5 protein-coding genes are annotated in these 5,258 nt (G+C 38.8%); 3 read left to right on the top strand and 2 right to left on the bottom strand.

The features are described 5' to 3' along the window. The coding region (locus tag SFT90_07970) for a pyridoxamine 5'-phosphate oxidase family protein (GenBank protein MDX1950411.1) at positions 1-317 on the bottom strand (317 nt) is incomplete at its 3' end. 79 nt (positions 318-396) lie between these two features. On the opposite strand from SFT90_07970, the gene trxB reads away from it, so the two are divergent. From trxB to rodA, 3 genes are all read left to right on the top strand, one after another. Next, the gene (trxB, locus tag SFT90_07965) at positions 397-1,335 is read left to right on the top strand and encodes a thioredoxin-disulfide reductase (GenBank protein MDX1950410.1); all 939 of its coding nucleotides are present in this window, start codon (positions 397-399) and stop codon (positions 1,333-1,335) included. Between the two features lie 51 nt (positions 1,336-1,386). Further along, positions 1,387-3,120, top strand: a complete 1,734-nt coding sequence (gene ilvD, locus SFT90_07960; protein MDX1950409.1) for a dihydroxy-acid dehydratase — start codon at positions 1,387-1,389, stop codon at positions 3,118-3,120. 146 nt (positions 3,121-3,266) lie between these two features. Continuing rightward, positions 3,267-4,409 carry a rod shape-determining protein RodA gene (gene rodA / locus SFT90_07955; protein ID MDX1950408.1) on the top strand — a complete coding sequence of 381 codons (1,143 nt, stop codon included), beginning with the start codon at positions 3,267-3,269 and terminating at the stop codon, positions 4,407-4,409. On the opposite strand, the gene SFT90_07950 is transcribed toward rodA, so the two are convergent. Then, positions 4,406-5,258 (bottom strand): UTP--glucose-1-phosphate uridylyltransferase (locus SFT90_07950; GenBank protein ID MDX1950407.1); only part of this gene is annotated, 853 nt, incomplete at its 5' end. The two genes, rodA and SFT90_07950, sit on opposite strands and share 4 nt — an antisense overlap.

Here is a 5,258-nt window from a genome sequence, read left to right as displayed (position 1 = left end):
AGCTGAATTTTAGTTACTGGGCTATAAAAAAGCAGGGAAACCTTATTATTTTCCCTCAAATCACTAATTTTTTGGCATCTAATATCGCTGTGATAAATAATTTTTCGCTCAGAAAAATCGCAATCTCTATGCACTACATTTCTAACATCTGGCTCATTTTTAGAATTTATATTCGCAACTGAAAGCAAATGGTAAGGGTGTTCTCTATTTCTAACGCCAGTCATAAGCTCAGAAATTATTGTCTTTAGAATATCATCTGGGTTTCTAATATCAAACTCTGGAGATTTAATATCAAAATTTTTATAAAAATTTTTCATACAATAATGAACAGGAAAATATTGATTATAATTAAACTATATATAATAAATATAATAAAAAATTAAATTTATTTTCATAATGCCAAAGCATAGTAAAGTTTTAGTTATAGGCTCAGGGGCAGCTGGTTGCACCGCAGCAATTTATACTGCAAGGGCAAATCTTAAGCCGATTATGGTGCGTGGAATGCAACCCGGTGGGCAAATGACAATCACTACAGATGTTGAAAATTATCCTGGTTTTGCTGATGTTATACAAGGTCCTTGGCTGATGGAACAAATGGAAAAGCAAGCTGAAAATGTCGGCACGGAAATTATTTCTGATCACATAAATGAAGTTAGTTTTTCTGATAAATTATTCACAGCTAAAGGCGATTCTGGTGAGGTTTATACCGCGGATTCCGTTATTATCGCAACTGGTGCATCTGCGAAATGGCTTGGGCTTGAAAGTGAGAAGAAATTTCAAGGTTATGGCGTTTCAGGTTGTGCAACTTGTGATGGTTTCTTCTTTAGAAATAAAGAGGTCGCAGTTGTTGGTGGCGGAAACACTGCTGTTGAAGAGGCTTTATATCTAACCCACCACGCTTCAAAAGTTACGCTAATTCATAGAAGGGATAGTTTAAGGGCGGAGAAAATTCTGCAAGACAGATTATTCAAGCACCCTAAAGTGCAAGTTATTTGGGATTCTGCGCTAGAAGAAGTTCTTGGCACTGAAAATCCACTTTCAGTAACTGGTGCAAAAATTAAAAACCTTAAAACTGGCGGGGTTTCTGAGTTAAAACTTGATGGGATTTTTATAGCAATTGGCCATAAGCCTAATACGGATATTTTCAAATCAAAGCTAGAGCTTGATGCTGAGGGCTATATAATTACAAAAACTGGAACAACAAAAACTAATATTGAAGGGGTTTTTGCAGCAGGTGATGTGCAAGATAAAATTTATCGCCAAGCTATCACTGCCGCTGGAACTGGCTGTATGTCTGCATTAGAAGCAATAAAATATTTAGAGGCGAGGGGTTAGATATTATAATTAACCCCGCAATAAATGCGGGGTGACAAAAACAAAAAATTTATGACAAACGAAAATAAAAAACCAAAATTTGATAAATCAAAATTACCTTCAAGATATGTAACTGAAGGGCCGGAACGAGCGCCACATCGTTCATATTATTATGCGATGGGCTTGAAAGATGAACATATCAAGCAACCACTTGTTGGGGTTGTAAGCACTTGGAATGAAGCTGCGCCTTGTAATATCGCCCTTCAAAGGCAAGCACAAGTTGCTAAAAAAGGGGTTTTCGCTTCTGGTGGAACGCCTAGAGAATTCACCACAATCACCGTTACTGATGGCATAGCGATGGGGCATCAGGGTATGAAATCATCTCTTGTTTCCCGTGAAACAATCGCTGACTCAGTAGAGTTAACCGTTCGTGGCCATTGCTATGATGCATTGGTTGGTTTTGCAGGCTGCGATAAATCTCTGCCGGGGTTGATGATGGCAATGGCTCGCCTTAATATACCATCAGTTTTTATGTATGGTGGTTCAATAATGCCGGGTAAATATAAAGGTAAAGATGTAACCGTTGTTGATGTATTTGAAGGCGTTGGCAAATATGAAGCTGGCAAAATGTCCGAAGATGAATTGGTTGATTTAGAAAAAGTAGCTTGCCCAACTTCAGGTTCTTGTGGTGGGCAGTTCACAGCAAACACAATGGCTTGCGTTAGTGAAGCTCTAGGTCTTGCACTTCCCGGTTCTGCTGGTGCGCCTGCACCCTTTGAAAGCCGTGATAAATATGCTTTTGCCTCTGGAGAATATGTAATGAAATGTCTTGAAAAAAACATTCGCCCAAGAGATATTATAACTCGTGAATCTTTGATAAATGCGGCCCGTGTGGTTTCAGCAACGGGTGGTTCAACCAATGCCGCTTTGCATTTACCAGCAATTGCAAATGAAGTTGGTATTGATTTTGATATGAATGATATCGGTGAAATATTCCGCACCACACCTTATATTGCGGATCTCAAGCCGGGCGGTAAATATGTTGCTAATGATATGTATCAGATTGGTGGCGTTTCAATAGTCCTAAAAGAGCTACTTGATAATGGACTATTATATGGTGATTGCATAACCGTTACTGGCAAAACTATCGCAGAGAATCTGAAAGATATAATCTTCCCTGAAAATCAAGATGTTGTTTATCGTGTTAAAACGCCACTTTCTAAAACTGGTGGGGTGGTTACATTAAAAGGTAATTTGGCTGAGGAAGGTTGCATAGTTAAAATTGCTGGTCTTAAAAAACTAACTCATAGAGGGCCAGCAAGGGTATTTGATAAAGAAGAAGATGCCTTTGAAGCCGTTAAAAAAAGGCAATATAAAGAAGGTGATGTTATAGTTATCCGCTATGAAGGGCCAAAAGGTGGGCCGGGAATGCGTGAGATGCTCTCAACCACAGCGGCACTTTATGGGCAGGGCGTTGAGAATGTTGCCCTTATTACAGATGGCAGATTTAGTGGCGGAACTCGTGGTTTATGTATTGGCCATGTTGGGCCAGAAGCAGCCGTTGGTGGCACTATTGGGTTAATTAAAGATGGTGATATAATAAATATTGATGCCCTTGCCGGCACTATCAATGTTGAGCTTTCTGATGCCGAGCTTCTTGATAGGAAAAAGCAATGGAAGCCTCGTGAAAATGGTCATACAACTGGTGTTCTTTGGAAGTTTGCTCAGCTTGCTGGCCCTGCCTCAAAAGGGGCAGTTACCCACCAAGGTGCAAAGGCTGAAAAACTGCCTTATTGGAAGATTTAGACTCTTGAGTTGCCCAGCTTCATTCCCGCGAAAGCGGGAATCTAAAAATAACTATAGATACCCGCTTTCGCGGGTATGAATTAGGTGGCTGGAAGAAATTCTTCTGAGCTAATTAATTTACAAATACGATAACAAAAACTATATAAATGATAATCTCAGAAAAAGCACAGGAACAAGCCCTTTTTGAAAAGTTAAAATCTGTGCCGATAAAGTTATTAATCATAACTTTATTAATTTATGGGGTAGGGGTTATTGCATTATTTTCAGCTTCTAAAGGCAATTTTTATCCTTGGGCGTTTAAGCATTTGGTAAATGGTATTATTGCTTTGCCCTTAATATTCGTAATAATTTTAACTGATATAAAAGTTTGGTTCAAAACCGCTTATATTTTATATGGCTTTGGCTTAGTTTTGCTTCTCATTGTAAAAATTTTCGGCGTTGAAGGTGGGCTTGGCGCACAGAGATGGATTGCCATTGGGGATTTCAGATTCCAACCTTCTGAGCTTGTAAAAGTATTTATAGTTCTCTCACTTGCAAGGTTTTATCATTTACTCCATTTTAATAATCTGCATAAATTTTCAAGCCTAGTATTTCCGCTAATGTTAATTGGTGCATCAGCAGGTTTAGTTTTGTTACAGCCAAACCTTGGCACTGCCGCAATTATCTCAATGGTTGGTGTGATAGTTATGTTTATAACCGGCTTAAGCTGGAAGAAGATTTTTAGCGTAGTTGCCGTTGTGTTGCTTGCCTTACCAATTTTGTGGGCGAATATGCATGATTATCAGAAAAAGAGGGTTGAGACCTTCCTAAACCCTGAGCAAGACCCACTTGGTGCAGGGTATAACATCATACAATCCAAAATTGCGATTGGGGCAGGGGGTTTGATAGGGAAGGGGCTTAGCAAAGGCACGCAGAGCCAGTTAAATTTTGTGCCAGAGCAACAAACAGATTTTATCTTTTCTATAATTGCTGAGGAATTTGGCTATATCGGAACGCTAATATTGCTATTGCTTTATGCTTTATTTTTCCACCAAGCTAGAAAAGTTGCAGAGGCCTGTCAATCAAATTTTGGGAAAACTATAGCAATTGGAATGGCGGTAATTTTATTCGTGCATGTATTTGTAAATATAGGAATGGTGAGCGGAATTCTGCCAGTTGTAGGCGTGCCATTGCCGTTTCTTTCTTATGGGGGTTCTAGCTTAATTAGCTCAATGATTGCAGTTGCTTTTATAATGAATGCTTACATCCACCGCAAAACCAAAATCTCAGTTAGTGATGATAGTTTTTAACTATATCTCTTAACTAATTTCAAAATATCTTCACGCATTTCGGGGTTGTGTAGGGCGATTGCGATATTGGCTTCCACGAAGCCCCTTCTAGCGCCGCAGTCAAATCTCTCACCTTCAACTAATGCACCGAAAGAGCTGATATTATCTCTAGCCATTGCATCAAGGGCAGATGTAAGCTGAATTTCGCCGTTTTTATCAGCGTTAGTTTTATCTAAATATGAAAAAATCTCAGGGCTTAAAATATATCTGCCAACTATTGCGAAATTTGAGGGTGCTTCAGAAGGGTTTGGCTTTTCAACCATAGAAGCGATTTTGATAGAATTTTCAAAGCGTTCACCAGCTGGTTTTATAATTCCGTATGAGCTAGTTTTATGATTTTCAACTTCTCTAACCGCAATTACATTTCCGCTTTGCTTTTTATTCCAAATATCAATCATCTGTGAAAGCACTGGCTTTGCTGGATTATAAAATAATTCATCAGCAAGAAGCACTGCAAAAGGCTCATCATTTGGAAGAAAATTCCTCGCACATAGCACAGCGTGGCCTAACCCCAAAGGTTGTTGTTGTCTGATAAAAGCGATTGAACCCGCTGGTGGCAGCCAATCTTTTGTAAGGGCTAAAACTTCACTTTTTTGTTTATCTTCTAAAACTTTTTGCAATTCAAATACATGATCAAAATGGTTTGAGATAACATTTTTATTTCTACCGGTTATGAAAATAAATTTCTCAATCCCAGAGTTTCTAGCTTCTTCAAAGGCATATTGGATAATTGGCTTATCTACAATTGTAAGCATTTCTTTTGGCAGAGCCTTAGTTGCAGGTAAAAATCTAGTGCCAAGCCCACCAACT

The organism is Rickettsiales bacterium, from assembly GCA_033762595.1.
In the GTDB taxonomy this organism is placed as follows: domain Bacteria; phylum Pseudomonadota; class Alphaproteobacteria; order Rickettsiales; family UBA8987; genus JANPLD01.
Note: the sequence above shows the minus strand (reverse complement) of the source record. Positions and strands in the feature narration are given on the sequence as shown.